This is a genomic window from Microbulbifer hainanensis, assembly GCF_014904735.1.
In the GTDB taxonomy this organism is placed as follows: domain Bacteria; phylum Pseudomonadota; class Gammaproteobacteria; order Pseudomonadales; family Cellvibrionaceae; genus Microbulbifer; species Microbulbifer hainanensis.
Map to the genome: position 1 here is coordinate 83538 of NZ_JACZCR010000033.1, position 16817 is coordinate 100354.

General features: G+C 59.8%; 14 protein-coding genes. 4 read left to right on the plus strand and 10 right to left on the minus strand.

Features of this window, described 5'->3' with window-relative positions; genetic code table 11:
- Positions 1-279 precede the first annotated feature (279 nt).
- Together IG168_RS13665 and IG168_RS13670 are read left to right on the plus strand one after the other, a co-directional pair.
- Positions 280-1353: a branched-chain amino acid aminotransferase gene (locus IG168_RS13665; RefSeq protein ID WP_193164965.1), complete on the plus strand. Its 1074-nt coding sequence runs from the start codon at positions 280-282 to the stop codon at positions 1351-1353.
- Between the two features lie 372 nt (positions 1354-1725).
- Positions 1726-2322 carry a Yip1 family protein gene (locus IG168_RS13670; RefSeq protein WP_193164966.1) on the plus strand — a complete coding sequence of 199 codons (597 nt, stop codon included), beginning with the start codon at positions 1726-1728 and terminating at the stop codon, positions 2320-2322.
- A gap of 87 nt (positions 2323-2409) precedes the next feature.
- On the opposite strand, the gene IG168_RS13675 is transcribed toward IG168_RS13670, so the two are convergent.
- Positions 2410-2892 carry a hypothetical protein gene (locus IG168_RS13675; protein ID WP_193164967.1) on the minus strand — a complete coding sequence of 161 codons (483 nt, stop codon included), beginning with the start codon at positions 2890-2892 and terminating at the stop codon, positions 2410-2412.
- Positions 2893-3136: 244 nt separating this feature from the next.
- On the opposite strand from IG168_RS13675, the gene IG168_RS13680 reads away from it, so the two are divergent.
- The gene (locus IG168_RS13680) at positions 3137-4444 is read left to right on the plus strand and encodes a parallel beta-helix domain-containing protein (RefSeq protein WP_193164968.1); all 1308 of its coding nucleotides are present in this window, start codon (positions 3137-3139) and stop codon (positions 4442-4444) included.
- Complete coding sequence (locus IG168_RS13685; protein WP_193164969.1) at positions 4437-5579, plus strand: SO2930 family diheme c-type cytochrome; 1143 nt, start codon at positions 4437-4439, stop codon at positions 5577-5579. The genes IG168_RS13680 and IG168_RS13685 overlap by 8 nt, the downstream gene beginning before the upstream one ends.
- A 46-nt stretch (positions 5580-5625) precedes the next feature.
- On the opposite strand, the gene IG168_RS13690 is transcribed toward IG168_RS13685, so the two are convergent.
- From IG168_RS13690 to rsxA, 9 genes are all read right to left on the minus strand, one after another.
- Positions 5626-8049, minus strand: a complete 2424-nt coding sequence (locus IG168_RS13690) for a transporter substrate-binding domain-containing protein (RefSeq protein WP_193164970.1) — start codon at positions 8047-8049, stop codon at positions 5626-5628.
- Between the two features lie 225 nt (positions 8050-8274).
- Positions 8275-9828, minus strand: a complete 1554-nt coding sequence (locus IG168_RS13695; RefSeq protein ID WP_193164971.1) for a transporter substrate-binding domain-containing protein — start codon at positions 9826-9828, stop codon at positions 8275-8277.
- A 154-nt stretch (positions 9829-9982) separates the two neighbouring features.
- Positions 9983-10696, minus strand: coding sequence for a TetR/AcrR family transcriptional regulator (locus tag IG168_RS13700; protein ID WP_193164972.1), 714 nt, complete (start codon positions 10694-10696; stop codon positions 9983-9985).
- Between the two features lie 224 nt (positions 10697-10920).
- Entirely contained in the window at positions 10921-11634 is a 714-nt protein-coding gene (locus tag IG168_RS13705) for an electron transport complex subunit E (RefSeq protein ID WP_193164973.1), read from the minus strand.
- Positions 11634-12323, minus strand: a complete 690-nt coding sequence (gene rsxG, locus IG168_RS13710; RefSeq protein WP_193164974.1) for an electron transport complex subunit RsxG — start codon at positions 12321-12323, stop codon at positions 11634-11636. The genes IG168_RS13705 and rsxG overlap by 1 nt, the downstream gene beginning before the upstream one ends.
- Complete coding sequence (gene rsxD, locus IG168_RS13715) at positions 12324-13376, minus strand: electron transport complex subunit RsxD (protein ID WP_193164975.1); 1053 nt, start codon at positions 13374-13376, stop codon at positions 12324-12326. It abuts the gene before it with no gap.
- Positions 13373-15451, minus strand: coding sequence for an electron transport complex subunit RsxC (gene rsxC, locus IG168_RS13720; protein WP_319024718.1), 2079 nt, complete (start codon positions 15449-15451; stop codon positions 13373-13375). The genes rsxD and rsxC overlap by 4 nt, the downstream gene beginning before the upstream one ends.
- Before the next feature lie 92 nt (positions 15452-15543).
- Positions 15544-16185, minus strand: a complete 642-nt coding sequence (gene rsxB / locus IG168_RS13725; RefSeq protein WP_193164977.1) for an electron transport complex subunit RsxB — start codon at positions 16183-16185, stop codon at positions 15544-15546.
- Positions 16186-16194: 9 nt separating this feature from the next.
- The gene (rsxA, locus tag IG168_RS13730) at positions 16195-16770 is read right to left on the minus strand and encodes an electron transport complex subunit RsxA (RefSeq protein ID WP_193164978.1); all 576 of its coding nucleotides are present in this window, start codon (positions 16768-16770) and stop codon (positions 16195-16197) included.
- Positions 16771-16817 lie beyond the last annotated feature (47 nt).

Here is a 16817-nt window from a genome sequence, read left to right on the forward strand (position 1 = left end):
TGTACAAAACTGCGATGATTTATGTGCCATTAATTGTGTGTCCGGATGGCGAAGCGGTCGCTTGTGCGGATGTTGCAGAATCGGTGACCAGGGAGGGGGTTCGCGTGCCGGAAATATTCACGAAGGAGCGCGGGGTGCCAAGGGCGAAAGGTTTGTCCTATTAGTGTGCATATATTGTGTGTGGTTAATGCGTAAAAAACATTTCGGGTGGGCGAGGGGTTTGGATTGCTGGCCCGCAAGCGCCATAATCTGCGCATAGGTAATGACAGGAGAATGCCGGTGAGCATCTATATAGACCCTGCGGTGGGCGCCAGTCTGCGCGGATTCGAAGTGCCCGAGAAACTGGGCTTCGGCACTGTGATGGCACCCGTGATGTTTCGTGCCGTCTACCAGGACGGCTGCTGGAGCCGCGGGGAACTTGTTCCCTACGCACCGCTGGCGCTGGATCCCGCGGCCAAGGTACTGCATTACGCGCAATCCTGTTTCGAGGGTATGAAGGCCTATCGCACCGAGGGTGGTGGTATTGCCCTGTTCCGGCCGGAGCGCAATGCCGTGCGCATGGCGCACTCCGCCGAGCGGCTGTGCATGCCGCCGGTGCCGGAGTCCCTGTTTATGGACGGCGTGCGCACAGTGACCGCTTACTGCGCCAACCTGGTGCCGGCCGCCAGTGGTGAATCCCTGTACCTGCGTCCGTTCCTGATTGGTACCCAGGCGGACCTGTCCGTCTCGGCCAGCACCTCTTATGAATACATTGTCATTGCCAGTCCTTCGGAGGCTTACCATGCGGGCAATATGCGCCTGTGGGTCGAGCGCGAGGATGCCCGCGCGGCGGTGGGCGGCACCGGCGATGCCAAGGTCGGCGGGAATTATGCGGCGTCCCTGCTCAGTATCGCCCGCCTGAAGAAGCGCGGTTACGACCAGTCCCTGTGGCTCAATCCGGGCAACCGCAAAACGGTGGATGAACTCTCTGGCATGAATTTCTTCGCCGTGATGGATGGCGAGTTGCACACTCCGGCGCTGAACGGCTCGATTCTGGAGGGCGTTACCCGGGATACGCTGATCGACCTGGCGCGAGACCTGGGCTACGCGGTGCACGAGCGCGCCATCGATATCGACGACCTGCTGGAACTGGTGCGCTCCGGCACCTGCAACGAGGCATTTGCCTGTGGTACCGCCGCGATCATCAGCCCGATCAGCGTATTTGGCGACGGTGACGGCCAGTACGAACTCGCCCAGGCCCCGGGCCCGGTGGCGGAGCGGCTGCGCGCGGCGTTGCTGGATATACAGGAAGGGCGTGTCGACGACCGCTTCGGCTGGATGCAGTCTGTCGAACCGGTATCTTTGAAAGACTGAGGGCAGCGCGCCCGGTTTCGATCGCGCCGTGGACGTCCGCGGCGCGGTCGATGTTCTCCAGGCGGCCGGCAGTCCGCTTTTCTTTCGAGTGGTTAGGTATCACTTGCCCGCCTGCAACTGTTTCCCCCCGAAACGTCCCGGATAACTTTGCCGCCAACCAGGCTGCAGGCGTTGACTTGCACGACTGTAGTGCTACAACTGGAGGGGCAAAATAAGAAAACTGGAACTCTGGGAATGACCTCGTTGTGGAATTCCTCACTTTGACAAGCAGTATCCAGATCAATTTGAGAGGGGAGCTCTGAGCCGGTCGCCGGCGGCAGAGTCTTCCAAGGTCTCGCCCGGGGCTCCTCGCAAGAGAGTGAGGAAATCGGGATGTTGAGCCATATGTTCGGACTGCTGGTCCAGCCGCGCAGGCAGTGGCAGCAAATCGGAAATCTGTCGGAAAAGAATCTTCGCCGACAAATCCCCTATGTCATCGTGCTGGCGCTGCTGCCGGCGTTGTCCTGGTTCTTCGGCACCACCCAGGTGGGCTGGAGTATCGGCAGCGGCGACCCGGTGCGCATTACCCGGGAGAGCGCCCTGTCGCTGGTTGCGGTGTTCTACTGCACCATGGTGTTCGCGGTGATTGCCATCGGCTATTTCATTCACTGGATGGGGAAGACCTACGGGGCCACGACCTATCCGATGAAGGGCATGGTGATTGCCGGGTTTACCGCCACACCGATCTTTCTGGCCGGGGTAGCCGGTTTCTACCCGATGCTGTGGCTGGATATCCTGCTGGCCACGCTCGCCGTCGCCTACGCGGTTTACCTGCTGTACATCGGTATCCCGATCGTGATGGGGGTGTCCGAAGAGCGCGGGTTCCTGTTTGCCAGCGCCATTGTCACCGTCTCCCTGGTGATGGCGGTCGTGGTGATGGTCGGCACTGTGCTCTTCTGGAGCTTTGTGTCGGCACCGGTCTTCCACTGATCCTCGATTCGATTCGATTCGATTCGATTCGATTCGACGCCGCCGCGCGGGCCGATACCCGCGCGACCGGTCCTTCCGCAGCCCCGGCTAGGGCGTGTACCGGTATACGAGCACGTAACCGTTGGGTAGTTGAAGCTCCTTGCTCGCGGCCTGGCCCCGTTCCAATTCAATTTCCGACAGTGCCCTGACCACCTGGCGCGGTTCGGTATCGATACAGTGCATGGTCATCGCGGCGATGTTCCTGTCTTCGCTGATGACGGCGTGTTCCTGAATCTCCAGCAGAATATGCTCGGCGTCGGCCCGGAGCTGGTAGCCCGGACCGCTGGCGAGTGTCAGGTGATATTTCATCCGGCCCCAGGGGCCGTTGCAACGGATGGCCTGATATTCCCGCGGCGGTTCATCGCCGGGAATGGCTCCGGAATCATAGGACTGAAAGGCCTCTCCGAGTTCCTGCTCCGCACGGTAACTGTGGCCGGTGGGTGTGACTATTTCTAGCTGCAGGGTCTCGGTCGCCGACGGGGCGGCGCTCATTGGGGCAATGAGAAGCGGAAGCAGGTGGCGAACTTTCATTGTCTGGGTTCGTTCGGCTCTTTGTCTCGAGACACTACAGGGCGCCGGCGAATCCAGCAAGATGCGGTGAAATAATGTCCTAAATGTGCCTTGCTGGCCTATGACCAATTGGCTAGTATCGGTGCTGCTGACAGGCAACCATTTTTTTCGCTCCTTAGTTGGTACACTCGTACACATTGCGAAATGGGGAAGCAGTAATCCGATGCGCTGTCACGTCGAATAACTCGAATAAAAGGAAAACATCATGAAGACCGCAGCGTATATTGGCGTGGCCCTAGCCACTGTGCTGGCGACAGCCTGCTCCAAAGACTCGGGAAGCGCTCGACCGGAAGCCGACGTAGCGCAGGCCTCTGCCTCTGCCGATTTTCAGAAGCAGTTACTCAAGCAGCTGATCTCCGCCAAGCCCGGCGATGTGATCGAACTGCCCGCCGGCACCTACCAGCTCAACCGCAGTCTTTCCCTGGATGTAGACGGCGTGACCATTCGCGGCGCCGGCATGGACAAAACCGTGCTCTCTTTCAAGAACCAGATTCAAGGTGCGGAAGGACTGCTGGTCAACGCCAGCGATTTCACCCTCGAAAACCTCGCCATCGAGGACACCATTGGCGATGCACTGAAGGTGAATGAAGGTGAGAACATCATCATCCGCAATGTGCGTGTCGAGTGGACCAACGGCCCGGCCACGGAAAACGGTGCCTACGGCATCTATCCGGTACAGACCACCAATACCCTGCTCGAAGGCAATGTGGCCATCGGCGCTTCTGATGCCGGTATCTATGTCGGTCAGTCCCGCAATGTGATCGTGCGCAACAACCGCGCCGAGTACAACGTGGCCGGTATCGAGATCGAGAACACCATCGGTGCCGATGTCTACGACAACGTGGCCACCAATAACACCGGCGGCATTCTCGTATTCAATATGCCCAACCTGCCGCAGCCGGGCCACAGCACCCGCGTGTACGACAACAAGGTATTCAAGAACAACACCGAGAACTTCGGTCACAAGGGCACCCCTGTTGCGGCAGTGCCTGCGGGATCCGGTGTCGTGATCAACTCCAATGACAATGTGGAGATCTTCAATAACGACATCGCGGATAACGACACGGCCAACGTCATTGTGAGCAGTTACTTCATGGCCGGTTACTATTCCGACAAGTCCACGCAAAAGGATTTTGACCCCTATCCGGAAGGTATCTACATCTACGGCAACCACTTTACCGGTGGCGGCACCTCCCCCGATCAGATGGAACTGAAAGCGCTCAAGCTGGCCAAGTTCGGTCTCAGCGGCAGCATTCCCGACGTTCTCTGGGACGGTGTCGTGGATGAGAAGAAAATGGTCGACGGCAAGGTGCCCGATGAGCTCAAGTTGTGTATCGACAATGGCGATGCGGGCATTCTCAACGTGGATTTCCCCCACGACTTCAAGAACGTTTCCACCGATATCGCCCCGCACCGCTGCAGCCTGAAAAAGCTGCCGCAGATTGTGCTGGATTTCGATCAGAAAGAAGGCGGTGATAACGAAGTAGCAAAAGTCGAGGCGAGTGATGCGTAAATTGATTTGGGGCGCGGTGCTGGCCCCAATTCTGGCACTGTCCCTGCAGGGGTGCGAGGCGCCCCGCGAGCAGGTTACCTTCTTCGAGCGCGATACCGTGCCGGAGAATCTCAGTGCTTGGCACCTGGTAGATGTCGTTGACGGCGCGCTGTCCCCGAACGCCGGCGTGACGCCCTACGATCTGAATACGGCCCTGTTTTCCGACTACGCACACAAGCTGCGCACTGTCTGGATGCCGCAGGGGAAATCCGCCCAGTATGGTAACGAGGACTTCGATTACCCGGTGGGCACGGTCCTGACCAAGACCTTTTACTACCCGAAAGGCGAAAACGGCACCATTCTGCGCACCGACGATTACAGCAACGACTATGTGACTGGCGCTGCCGGTGAGCGGTTGGACCTGGACAAGGTTCGTCTGGTGGAAACGCGCATCCTGGTCAAGCGCGCTGACGGTTGGCAGGCGTTGCCCTATGTCTGGAATAAGGAGCAGACCGAAGCCACCCTGGAGATCGCCGGCGATGCCAGCCCCATGAAAATGGTGAGCGAGGACGGCGAGAGTGCGGAATTCACTTACGTGGTTCCGGACCGGAACCAGTGCGCAGGCTGTCACGCGGACAACCACACCAAGAAAGCCCTGCATCCGCTTGGGCCGCGTGCGCGTCACCTGAACAAGGACTACGCCTACGGTACTGGAACCGAAAACCAGCTACTGCACTGGCAGCAAATCGGTTACCTGACTGGCTTGCCGGACTTCGCTGAAGTCCCGCAGGATGTGGATTACGCCGATGCCAGCGTGTCGCTCGAGGATCGTGCGCGTTCCTATCTGGATATCAACTGCGGCCACTGCCACAATCCGGCCGGCGCCGCGGATACGTCCGGGCTGATGCTGTATCACAGCGAAGAGGAACCGCGCCGCCTGGGTGTGTGCAAGCCGCCGGTGGCTGCGGGAACTGGCAGCGGCGACCGACTGTTTGCCATTGTGCCCGGTCACCCCGAGCAGTCGATTCTCCCGTTCCGCGTGGGTTCGACGAACCCCGGCGCGATGATGCCGGAACTGGGCCGCGGCCTGGTTCACGAAAAAGGGTTGGCTCTACTGCGCGAATGGATCGCCTCCATGCCGGGCAGTTGTTCCTGAGTAGTGCTCTGACGAAATGGCGGGCCTCAGGCCCGCCATTTCTTTGCTAGTCCGCGTAGGATCCCGCTAGCGTGCCGGGGCTTTCTACTGTGCAGTCGGGCCATTGCCGGGCAAGCCAGGGCGCAGTGAACCCGCAGGTCAGCGCCCCGACTTCATGCTGGCGTTTGTACGCTTTCAGTAGGGCTACATAGGTGCGATAACGCGCTGCGATCTTGCGCACGTAGTCGTAGGGCTCCCGTCCGCGGGCATAGCCATAGCGGGCTTTCTCGTAATACCTTTCCTCGGCCAGTAATAGCATGGCCTTTTCCACGTTGCCAAACCAGACCTTGCGATCCCAGCCCATTTCCTCCGCCAGGTCTTTGGCGTCGTAGACGTGTCCCAGGCCTGCGTTGTAGGAAGCCAGGGTGAACCACATCATGTTTTCCGGACTGATGCCCTTGTCTTCAAACTTGCGGTGCAGCCATTCCAGGTATTTCATGCCGGCGCGCACGCTGGTCTCAGGGTCGAACAGGTTCGATTCGCCTACCTGCTTGCCGGTATCCGGCATTACCTGCATAAGGCCGCGGGCGCCAACCCAGGATTTGGCCTTGGGGTTGAAAGTACTCTCCTGGAACATCTGCGCGACCACGAGACGCCAGTCGAAATCGTATTGATCCGCGTATTTCTTGACGAGCTTGTCGAAGGGGGATATTTCGCCTTTCTTGCTCAGTTTCTTGATTTCATTTCTCTTGCGCTTCGGTTCCTCGAAGTACTTATGGAATAGCAGCTTACGCAGTTTTACGATCTTTTTTCCGTTAAAGAAATTAGTCACCGCCTGCAAGAGATTTGGGTTGGATTCCCGTACCATCCAGCCGTAGGGGTTCTCCATCACCCGTAGGTCGTATAGGGCGACGATTTCGTCACGCCAATGGTGTTCCATGCGTACGGTGACGTCGTCGGCAATGGTCAGATCATATTTCCCGTCGGCAATACGGTCGAGAATCTGCGGAATGGTCAGTTCCTCGGGAACCAGTTCTACCTTGACCTTAAGATCGGGGTTGTCCTCAAGGATTTCCATCAGCACTTCATACTGGCTGCTGGAACGCAGGACATGAATAGTGCGACCTTCCAGATCATTGAGCGAGTCGATGTGATCATCTTTATCGCCAACGATCTCAACCTTTTCCTCCATGTAGGTGGGGCCAAAATCCATACCGTGTTCATCCCGAAACTCTGTCGCGGATAGCAGGCTGGCGGCCACGTCGGCCTTGCCATCGCGTACCATTCTGAACAGGTCGGCGTGAGTGGGCGCGACAAGGATCTCCAGCCGGACATCCAGTCGTTTGGCGAATTTTGTTAGCAGTTCGTATTCGTAGCCCATCACCCGGCCCTTCCACATAAAGTAGGTGCCGGGGTGGTTCCGTGTGGCCGCGCGCAACACGCCGCGCTCTTTTATTTTGTCCAGGTCGCCAACCGAACGTGAATATGGCTGTATGAGCTTTACTTTCCGAATCGCACCGTTGAGGGCTTTCTCCAGCTGTGGTGAGTTCTTTCGAAACCCTATTGTCAGGTTGTCCTCCTGTGGAAAGACGATATTTTTTTTCAGGTTGTCGCGAAACTGGGAAATTAGGTCGAAAATTTGCTCGTCGATAATGGTGTAGTCGATATGGCCGAGGGATACATCGATTGCGAGTTCGACATAATTTTTCTCGACAACCTGGAGTTTCAATCCCGGGTGTTGCCGGGCAAACTCTTTGGCTTGATCCGCAAACACGGTGCCCTTGGTCACCGCCAGCGTCTTTCCGTTTAATTTATCGCCGTCTTTTACATCTGCGGCCTTTTTGAGAGAAATCAGCGTATTGTGGGTTTTGCCAACGGGGATGGAGAAGTCAATGAGTTTCTGGCGTTCCGGTGTGGGCACCAGATTGTTGGCGATAAGGTCTCCCTTGCCCTCCATTAGGAGTGGGATCAATTGGTCGAAACTGTCCGCATAGAGCACGACAGGCTTCAGTCCAATAAGCTCCGCCTTATGTTTTAACAGTTCAATTTCAACGTCCTGCTGGGTGGCGGCGCGATGCAGGGAGTCGGTATTGGCGATATCGACAAGGATACGCAACTTGCCGCGTTTCTTGATGGCGTCCAGATCACCCTTTTCAATATAGTTATTAAAGGCGCCGATTGGATATTCATCGGTGGTGTCCGGTGCCCAGGCGGCTTCGGGGCGCAGGTCATTCCTGGTTGCGGCATGGCCTGCGTACTTATCTGCGGGCTCTCCAGACTTCTGGTCTTGCGCGCTATCTTCACCTTGGTTGGCAGCGTTTTTCTCTTTCTTGAGTTCTTTTTCAGGTTTTCCGGACGGCTTATCTGTCGTGGACTGCGCTACCGACTGGTCGGGTTCCGTCGCATCATTCTTTTTACGATCACATCCTGCAACATAAAAAAGCACGCTAAGTAATATCAGGTAAGCGATGGCTCGGAGGCTCGACTGCATGGGGGCTCCAGGGGCACAGCGTATGCAAACACTAAAAGTCTAGTCGCTCCCTATCCCGAACCGGCTGGTGCAGGGGGCTGCCCTCGATTTCGGCCCTTCTCCTCAGCGAGGTCCTGAGTATCGTATAGGTGGCCGAGTCCGCCATTTGAAATCGAACTTTTTTGCGTAGCGGCGCACGATAGTGTCAAAGGGGGATATCTCGCCCTTGCGGTTGAGCTCTTCAATTTACTCGCGAGTCCGTTTGGGTGAGTTGAAATAGCGTTCGTACAGCTGCGGCAGTTTGTCGTCGGTAGTGGGCTTGGCGAAAAACCGGTTGATATCCTGCAGCAGTGCGGGATTGGATTTCCGCACCATCCACGCATAGTGGTTTTCCTGATCGGGAAGTGCCTGCGCGAAAATAATGTCGTCGCGCCAGGCCTGTTCCAGGCGAACCGAGATCTCATCGGCAATAGCGAGATCGCATTCCTCGTTGGCTACCCGGTCAATCACCTGTTGAATATCCAGCTCGTCGGGAACCAGTTCCAGCTCGATGCCGTCGACCTTTTCCTGCAGCGCCTTGGCAGTTTCGAGCTGGCTGCTGGCAGGGCGGACACAGAGAGTGCGACCGGCGAGATCCTGAATGCCCGAGAGTTTGTCGCCGGCGCGGGCCACTATGCCTGTGGCGCTTTGCAGGTAGGGCTCCGAGAATGCCATACCTTCCGCGCGACTGCGGTCGGTGACTGCCAGCAGGCTGGCGCAGACGTCCGCATCGCCATTGCGCAGCAGGCGCACGAAATCCTCATGCTCTTCGGCGACGACTATATCCAGGCGTACGCCCAGCGTGTCGGCATAGTTTTCCAGTAAATTGAATTCAAAGCCGAGGATCTGGCCGCGCCACATAAAGTAGGTGCCCGGATGGTTGCGGGTAACTGCGCGCAACACGCCCCGCTTGCGAATGGCATCCAAGTCGCCGATCGAACGTCGGCCCGGCTGGCTGAGCCGTATCAGCCGCACCTGCTCATTGATGGTCTGCAGCAGTTGCGGGGACCCCTTGCGAATGGCCCAAGCCAACTGCTGTTGGTCCGCGAAGATATGGTTGGCTTTCAGGTCGTCGCGAAACTGCAATACCAGATCCAGAGCCAGTTGGTTGACGATGGTGAAATCCGCTTTGCCGAGCGCCACCTCGATCAGCAGGTCGATGTAATTGGTATCCCGCACTTTCACCATCAGTCCGGCGTGTTGGGCGGCAAATTCCGCAGCCGCAGCTTCGAACGCGGTGCCTCTGGTAACCACCAGTATTTTCCCCGGCAGTTTTTCGCCGTTTTCGACATCCGGCGTCCCGGTCGCTGATACGAGTACCATGCGGGTTTCGGCCGTGGGGTTGGAAAAATCCACCAGGTCGCGCCGCTCGTCCGTAATCAGCAGGTTATTGGCGATCAAGTCGCCTTCGCCGGTGTTCAGTCGTTCGATCAGTTCATCGAAACTATCCACCTGCAAAACGACCAGATCCAGACCCATTTCCCGGGCCATACGACGGGCCTGTTCAATCTCGATATCTTGCTGGGTGGCTTCGCGGGGGAGCGCGGCGGTGCGACTGGGGTCCACCAGCAGGCGTAATTTGCCGCGCTTCTTGATGGCTGGCAGGTCACCGGTTTCACGGTAATTATCGAAAAGCGCCAGGGGAGTGACATGGCGACCGTTGGCGTTGCCGGTGGTGGGGAGAGGTGGGGCGGCTTTCCCTGGGGCGGTCTGACTTGCCGGACCTTCTGTCGAGCGATCGCAAGCGGGCAGTACCAACATCAAGATGGCAACGACAGCAGCGGCCAAAGAAGGAAAGCGGGATTCAATCACGGCACACAGGCTTCGCGGACAGCGTTCCCTTCAGCCTAGCCGTTGTGGCAGACAGTGCGCTCGGCGACCCGCCGGAACGGCGGGCCGCCGAGCCACTGGGCGATTAGTCGAGCGCCACCGGTTGCGGTGTGCTGGTGGTTGCGGCGCTGGGAATCAGGCCGCGGACCATCATGGTGACTGTGCGTTCCAGCAGTGGTGAATCCAGCGCGATGGCACCGCTGAGGATCTGGTATTCCAGATTCAGGATGGTGCCGTGCACAATCTGCGCCGCGGCGACGGAATCCGTCAGGCCCAGGAGGTCAAAGAACTCCTGGATCAGCGCTTCAGTGGCCTGGTTGGCCATGCGGATGGCGCGTGTCAGCTGTTCGTTGCGCAGGGCTTCGTTGCGGAATGCGAGCTCGATCAGGCGGAAATCGCGATTGCTGGCCTGGGCGCGTACATGCGAGAGGATAAAGCGCGTCAATTGCTGGATCAGCAGTTTGCGTCCGGCGCCAGAAGCGCGTTCATCCGGCGACAGGTTGCGGGCGGCAGCGAAGCTGTCTTCCTGCAATTGACGCGTGTGTTCGAGCCCCTGTTCGACAAAATAAGTGAAGGCGTCACTGATCAGGTCGTTCAGGTCTTTGAAATAGTAAGTCGTTGCGGCCAAAGGTACCGCCGCCTCGCGAGCGACAGCCCGGTGGCGGATCCCCCGGATACCTTCTTTCACGATCAAGCGCAGCGTGGCCTCGAGAATGGCCTTGCGACGTTGGCGGCTGTCGGCGCGCTGGGCGCGGCGACCGTGATAAACCAGCTCTGACTTCCCACTGTCCATAGTCATAGTGAAAATCCCTATTTTTTTTATCAGTTACCGATCTAACTCCTGATCGGGCGTCCCATTTTAGTTAAAAAGTGTGAATTGGCTAGCGTAATTTGAATGAATTAGGCGCCAAATTAGTTGAGATCCGTCACAACAAAAATGGGAGAGACTCCAGGCGCACCGCATTGGGGCGCGTTGCATTTCTCCGGTGCGCAAATGTCTATTCAGACGCCTCTCAGGATTGGTCAGCTAATTTTGCCGGTGGTCCTGACGCGCTTGGTACCGGGCACGATTTTCACCTGTTGGCTGCGCCGGCGTTCGTTGCGGGCGTCGATGGCATTTTTGCCGGCAATCAGCAGCCCCGCGACGAGGAAGGCACCGGGCGGCAGCACGGCGACAAGGAAACCGGGATAGCTTGCGCTCAGCAGGTGGACAGTCCAATCCGCGGCCATCGGCCCCAGCAGCAGGTCCATGTCCGCAAACAGGGTGCCGTGCCCGAGCACCTCACGGATGGCGCCGATAACGATCAGAACCGCGGTAAAACCGAGCCCCATCATCAGGCCGTCGACGAGGGAGGGCAGCACCGGATTCTTGCTGGCAAACGCATCGGCCCGCCCGAGGATCGCGCAGTTGGTAACGATCAGTGGAATGAAGATGCCGAGCACCAAATACAACTCGTAAGTGAATGCTTTCATCACCAGTTCGGCACAGGTGACAAAAGTGGCAATGATCATCACCGAGACGGGCAGGCGCACGGTTTCCGGCATCTGCCGGCGCACCAGTGACACGGCCAGGTTGGAACAGGCCAGTACGGCCGTGGTGGCCAGCCCCAGGCCGATGGCGTTGACTACGGAACCGGTGACTGCCAGCAGCGGGCACAGGCCCAGCAACTGCACCAGCGCCGGATTATTGCTCCAGAGTCCGTTGCGGGCGATATCGGCATAGGGGGGCGTGGCCATCAGTCCTCCTCCTGACGCGTCTCGGTCTTGTGTGGCTGCTCGATTTCCACGGCGCGCTTGGACACCGGTGCGCTGAAAATTTCTTTGTGGTGGGCGGCGACAAAGTCCAGCACTGCGCGCACCTGCTTGACCACCGCGCGCGGCGTGATGGTGGCGCCGGTGAACTGGTCGAAGGCGCCGCCATCTTTCTGTACTTTCCACTGGTCGCGGGGCGGGTCGCCGAGGGACTTGCCATTGAACTGCAGGACCCAGTTGCTCTTCTTGATATCCACCTTGTCACCGAGACCGGGGGTCTCGCTGTGATTGGTGACGCGGACACCGGCGATGGTCCCGTCCCGGTTGACGCCCACGAGCATGCCGATGGGGCCTGAATAGCCGTCGGGCGCTACCGCCGGGATGATGACCGCGGAGATATTGCCGTCATCGCCGCGGGCCAGATTGATGTTGCCGCCCTGGCTGAGCCCCAGCAGCGCCCAGTACTCCTTTGGAATCGGGTAGGTGTCTACCAGCAGGTCGTTGCTGTGGCTGTCCACCGGCAGGATTTCCAGCAGCGCGCGCGCCGAGGCCTTGCGGATTGCCCGCTCGATCGGTTCACGGGTGGTGATCTGCGTCACCGCCAGGGTACCGGCGGTGACCAGTGCAAACAGCGCCAGGATGACCGCGTTGGAAGCCATGGATCGCTTCAGCATCTACTGTTCCTCCACATCGGTGGCGCGGCGCGGCGCCTTGTGACCGTAGGTGCGTGGCAGCGTGTAATTGTCGATGGTGGGGGCGGCGAAATTCATCAGCAGCACCGCAAAGGCAACGGCATCGGGATAGTTGCCCCAGGCACGGATGACATAAGTGAGCAGGCCCACGCCGGCACCGAAGATCAGCCGGCCTTTATTGCTGGTGGCGCCGCTGACCGGATCGGTAATGATAAAGAAGGCCCCGAGCATGGTGGCGCCGGAAAACAGGTGCAGTAGGGGCGAGCCCTTACTCAGGGAGCTACCGGCGTCGTAGAACAGCAGTGACATCAGTGTCAGGGCAGCGAGCATTGCCACTGGCGCGTGCCAGGTAATCACGCGACGTAACAGCAGGAAAAGCCCGCCGACGAGAAAGCCGAGGCTGGCGGTTTCCCAGCCGAGTCCTGCCACAGTGCCCTGGCTGAAGATCGGTTCGCTCTGGTACAGCTGCGACAGCAGTATCGAATGGTTCAGGCGCACGATTTCCAGTGGCGTGGCGCGGGTGAAACCGTCCACATTGTAATTGCCGAACACCAGGGAGAAGGCTTCACCGAAACCGGGGGCGCCGTGGATCAGCTCCGCCGGGCCGACCCAACGGGTCATGTCCACCGGGAAACTGATCAGCAGCACGACATAGCCGACCATTGCCGGATTGAAAGGGTTGTAACCCATGCCGCCGTACAGGTGTTTGGCGAGCATAATGGCCACGAAGGTACCCACCACCGGAATCCACCACACGCAGTAGGCGGGCAGCGCGATACCCAGCAGCAGCGCGGTTACCAGGGCGCTGTAGTCCTTCAGGTAAAAGGCCACCGGGCGCTGGCGCAGTTTCATCACCGCCGCCTCGCAGGCGAGGGCGGTGACGGTGCACAGGGCGATATTGATCAGCACACCGATACCGAAATACACCACCAGCGCCAGCACGCCGGGAATGGTGGCTGCCGCGACCTGCAGCATCACCCTGGCGGTATTGTCGCCGGCGCGGGCGTGGGGGGAGGAGGCTCGTATCAAGGTCATGGTTCTTGGCCCCTACCGCTGAGCTTGTCCTGTTCGCGCACTTTGTCTTCCAGTTTTTGTTGTAGTTTTTCCAGCGCGGTGGCGAATGCATCCACGTTGCTGTCGTTATCCGTGCGGGCCTTATCGAGGCGCGCCTCAGCCTTGGCCACGCGGTTTTTCAGCGCAGCGATATCGGCGGCCAGTTTGTCCGCCTCGCTGAGGCTGGCGCGGGCTGCCGCGGCCGCCTTGGCTTTTTCGATGGCGCTCTGGGCGCGGGAAGATGCCGTGCCGGCAGCGTCGCTCGGCGTCGCCGCCGCATCCGCGGCCGCGGAAGGCTCCGCCTGGGCCTTGGCCTGGGCGAGTTTCTGCTGCGCTTCCTGCAGTTTCAGTTCGGCGGCCTTCAGCTGTGCCGCCAGCTGGTCGCGCTGACCGTCTTCGGCCTCGGCGAGTTTTTTCTGCATACGCTCGACGCGGTGCTCCGCGCTGGTCAGGGTGCGCTGGGCACGGGCGAGCTGCTGCTCCGGCGTTGCCTGCTTGGCCTTGACCCGCGCCAGTGCCGCGGCGACCACATCGGCTTCTTTCTGTGCCGCCTGGGACTCGGGCGAGCCGGCGCTCTCCTCCCGCTGTTTGCGGGCCAGCTCGGCGGCCTCGCGCCGCGCCTTGCGCTTGGCTTCCTTTTCCTGCTCGGCCTTTTCCAGGCGCAGCTTGCGGAATTCGAAGCGCTCGCGGGCGCGGTCGGATTTCTCTTTCTCTGCCTCGGCGATACGGATATCGCCCTTGGCGGCGCGGTAGTACTGCACCAGTGGGATGCTGCTGGGGCAGACATAGGAGCAGGCACCGCACTCGATGCAATCGAACAGGTTGTAGGCCTGCAGTTTTTCGCGATCCTCTGCGCGCGCATACCAATAGAGCTGTTGCGGCAGCAGTGACGCCGGGCAGACCTCCGCACAGAAGCCGCAACGGATACACGCCTGCGCAGGAGGCGCCGGGGGCAGTTCCTCCCTGGTGGGTACCAGCAGGCAATTGGTGGTCTTGATGACTGGCGAGCGCAGGTCGTCGATGGTGTAACCCATCATGGGGCCGCCGACAATCACCTTCTGCATCTTGCCCTTGTGGGCGCCGTGTTGCTTCAGGATATGCTCGATGGGCGTACCGATGGGGACCTCGATATTGCGCTGGCGATCCAGTGCTTCGCCCACCACCGTGGTCACGCGGCTGATCAGCGGCTCGCCGAAACGCACGGCGCGGTACACGGCGCGGGCGGTGCCGACATTCTGGCAGACAATACCGACATTGGCCGGCAGGCCCTCGTTGGGGACTTCGCGGCCGGTCAGAATCTGGATCAGCTGCTTTTCACCGCCGGATGGATACTTGGTGGGAAAGACCACGACATCGAAACGGGTGCCCTTGACCGCGGTGCGCATCGCGGCGATGGCCTCGGGTTTGTTGTCCTCGATACCAATCAGTACCCGCTCGGGCTCGTCGAGGATATAGGCGAGTATTTCCGTGCCGGCGACGATTTCCGCCGCGTGCTCGCGCATCAGCATGTCGTCGGCGGTGATATAGGGTTCGCACTCGGTGCCGTTGATTATCAGCGTATCGATCTTGGCGCCGCCGTGGGGATCGAGTTTGACCGCAGTCGGAAAGCCGGCGCCGCCCATGCCGGTGATACCGCAGTCGCGGATCTTTTCCAGCAGGTCCACCGGTGCCAGGGAGCGGAAGTCCTCGCAGGGCGTCAGATCGCACCAGCGCTCTTCGCCGTCGGTGCGGATGGTGATGCTGTCCGCCGGCATGCCGGAGGGATGTGGCACCGGTGCGGGCTCTATCGCCATCACCTTGCCGGAACTGGGGGCGTGCACCGGGGCGCTGATCAGGCCGTCGGCCTCGGCAATTTTCTGCCCCTTCAGAACGGTGTCGCCGAGGCTGACCAGCGGCAGGGCGGTGGCGCCGACGTGCTGGTTGAGCGGCACCACCAGTTCCTCGGCCAGCGCGATGTTGCCGATGGGCTCGCCGGTGGATTGGTGTTTGTTTTCCGGCGGGTGCACGCCGCCGGGGAAATCGTTGGGGCGCAATGCCCGCTGCTTCTCGCTGGCAATCAGCTGGGCTTCGCGCGCGGCGCGGCGCTCCTGGGCAGACCGGGGATTGCGCCGGTCCCTTTGCTCGGGGCTTACCTTTTCCTGGTCGGGGCTCAAGCTGCGTCCCTCTTGTTGTCATCGCCGCCGGCGCCATCGCTGCTGCGGGTGCCATGTTGCGGGCGGTCGCTGGCGATCAGCTGCACGCCGTTGCCGGGTTTTTGGGGGTGCCAGTCCTGCAGGGAGGTTTCCAGCGGCACCATATCGATACAGTCCACCGGGCAGGGTTCCACACAGAGGTCACAGCCGGTGCACTCGTCCACAATCACCGTGTGCATGTACTTGGCGGCGCCGGCAATGGCGTCCACCGGGCAGGCCTGGATGCACTTGGTGCAGCCGATGCATTCCGCTTCGCGGATAAATGCCACCTTTTTGACGTCCTCGGTGCCGTGCTCTTCATCCAAAGGCATGGGTTCCATGTCGAGCAGGTTGGCCAGTTCATTGATGGTGCCCTGGCCGCCGGGGGGACACTTGTTGATCTTGTCGCCATGCACGATCGCCTCGGCGTAGGGGCGGCAACCGGGATAGCCGCACTGCCCGCACTGGGTCTGTGGTAGCAGGGCGTCCACCTGCTCCACCAGCGGGTCGCCTTCTACGTGAAAGCGCACCGCGGCGAAGCCGAGCAGGGCGCCGAACACCAGCGACATACCGCCGAGAATCAGCAGGGGTGTGGAGATTGCAGAAATCCAGTCCAGCATTGCGAAATCCTATACCAGACCGCTGAAGCCCATGAACGCTAGCGACATCAGGCCGGCGGTAATCATGCCGATGGCGGCGCCGCGAAACGGTGTGGGTACATCGGCGGCGAACAGGCGTTCACGCATGGAAGAAAACAGGATCAGGACCAGTGAGAAACCCACGGCGGCACCGAAGCCGTAGAGGGTGGACTGCACAAAGGTGTGGGCCTTCATCGTGTTCTGCAGGGCCACACCCAGCACGGCGCAGTTGGTGGTAATCAGTGGCAGGAAGACGCCCAGCACCCGGTACATCAGCGGGCTGGTCTTTTCGATAAACATGCGCGCGAACTGCACCACGACCGCGATCACCAGGATAAACGAGATAGTGCGCAGGTATTCGATGCCGAAGGGCTCGAGCAGGTATGTGTTTACCAGATAGGAGCAGATAGACGCCAGCGTCAGTACGAAAGTGGTAGCCCCGGCCATGCCCACTGCGGTCTCCAGCTTGTTGGAGACCCCCATAAACGGACACAGGCCGAGAAACTGCACCAACACATAGTTGTTGACCAGGATGGTACTGAGCAGGATGACGGCAAATTCGGTCATAGAAAGTCCGGTTTGAGCCTGGCGGCAAAGACATCGCGCGCTGCGTT

Excerpts from the sequence above, each read along its gene's own strand:
- rsxA (WP_193164978.1), bottom strand. The coding sequence starts at position 16,770 with ATGACCGAATTTGCCGTCATCCTGCTCAGTACCATCCTGGTCAACAAC.
- IG168_RS13690 (WP_193164970.1), bottom strand. The coding sequence starts at position 8,049 with ATGCAGTCGAGCCTCCGAGCCATCGCTTACCTGATATTACTTAGCGTG.
- IG168_RS13705 (WP_193164973.1), bottom strand. The coding sequence starts at position 11,634 with ATGGCCACGCCCCCCTATGCCGATATCGCCCGCAACGGACTCTGGAGC.
- rsxG (WP_193164974.1), bottom strand. The coding sequence starts at position 12,323 with ATGCTGAAGCGATCCATGGCTTCCAACGCGGTCATCCTGGCGCTGTTT.
- IG168_RS13680 (WP_193164968.1), top strand. The coding sequence starts at position 3,137 with ATGAAGACCGCAGCGTATATTGGCGTGGCCCTAGCCACTGTGCTGGCG.
- rsxB (WP_193164977.1), bottom strand. The coding sequence starts at position 16,185 with ATGCTGGACTGGATTTCTGCAATCTCCACACCCCTGCTGATTCTCGGC.
- IG168_RS13670 (WP_193164966.1), top strand. The coding sequence starts at position 1,726 with ATGTTGAGCCATATGTTCGGACTGCTGGTCCAGCCGCGCAGGCAGTGG.
- IG168_RS13700 (WP_193164972.1), bottom strand. The coding sequence starts at position 10,696 with ATGACTATGGACAGTGGGAAGTCAGAGCTGGTTTATCACGGTCGCCGC.
- IG168_RS13675 (WP_193164967.1), bottom strand. The coding sequence starts at position 2,892 with ATGAAAGTTCGCCACCTGCTTCCGCTTCTCATTGCCCCAATGAGCGCC.
- rsxD (WP_193164975.1), bottom strand. The coding sequence starts at position 13,376 with ATGACCTTGATACGAGCCTCCTCCCCCCACGCCCGCGCCGGCGACAAT.
- IG168_RS13695 (WP_193164971.1), bottom strand. The coding sequence starts at position 9,828 with ATGTTGGTACTGCCCGCTTGCGATCGCTCGACAGAAGGTCCGGCAAGT.
- IG168_RS13685 (WP_193164969.1), top strand. The coding sequence starts at position 4,437 with ATGCGTAAATTGATTTGGGGCGCGGTGCTGGCCCCAATTCTGGCACTG.